This is a genomic window from Streptomyces bikiniensis, from assembly GCF_000716625.1.
Classification (GTDB): domain Bacteria; phylum Actinomycetota; class Actinomycetes; order Streptomycetales; family Streptomycetaceae; genus Streptomyces; species Streptomyces bikiniensis.
Map to the genome: position 1 here is coordinate 1 of NZ_JNXJ01000147.1, position 213 is coordinate 213.

At 53.5% G+C, this 213-nt stretch carries 1 rRNA gene; it reads left to right on the forward strand.

Annotation, left to right across the window (positions count from 1 at the left end):
- Window positions 1–135 precede the first annotated feature (135 nt).
- Window positions 136–213, forward strand: a 5S ribosomal RNA gene (rrf, locus tag OO47_RS33160); the annotation flags it as partial.

Genomic DNA, 213 nt, shown 5'->3' on the forward strand with positions numbered 1-213 from the left:
TGTGGAAGCCCTGCAAAGGGTGGAGCTGACCGGTACTAATAGGCCGAGGGCTTGTCCTCAGTTGCTCGCGTCCACTGTGTTAGTTCTGAAACAACGAACTCCCTTGCCGGTTGAGTTCGTACAGTTTCATAGAGTTTCGGTGGTCATAGCGTTAGGGAAACGCCCGGTTACATTCCGAACCCGGAAGCTAAGCCTTTCAGCGCCGATGGTACT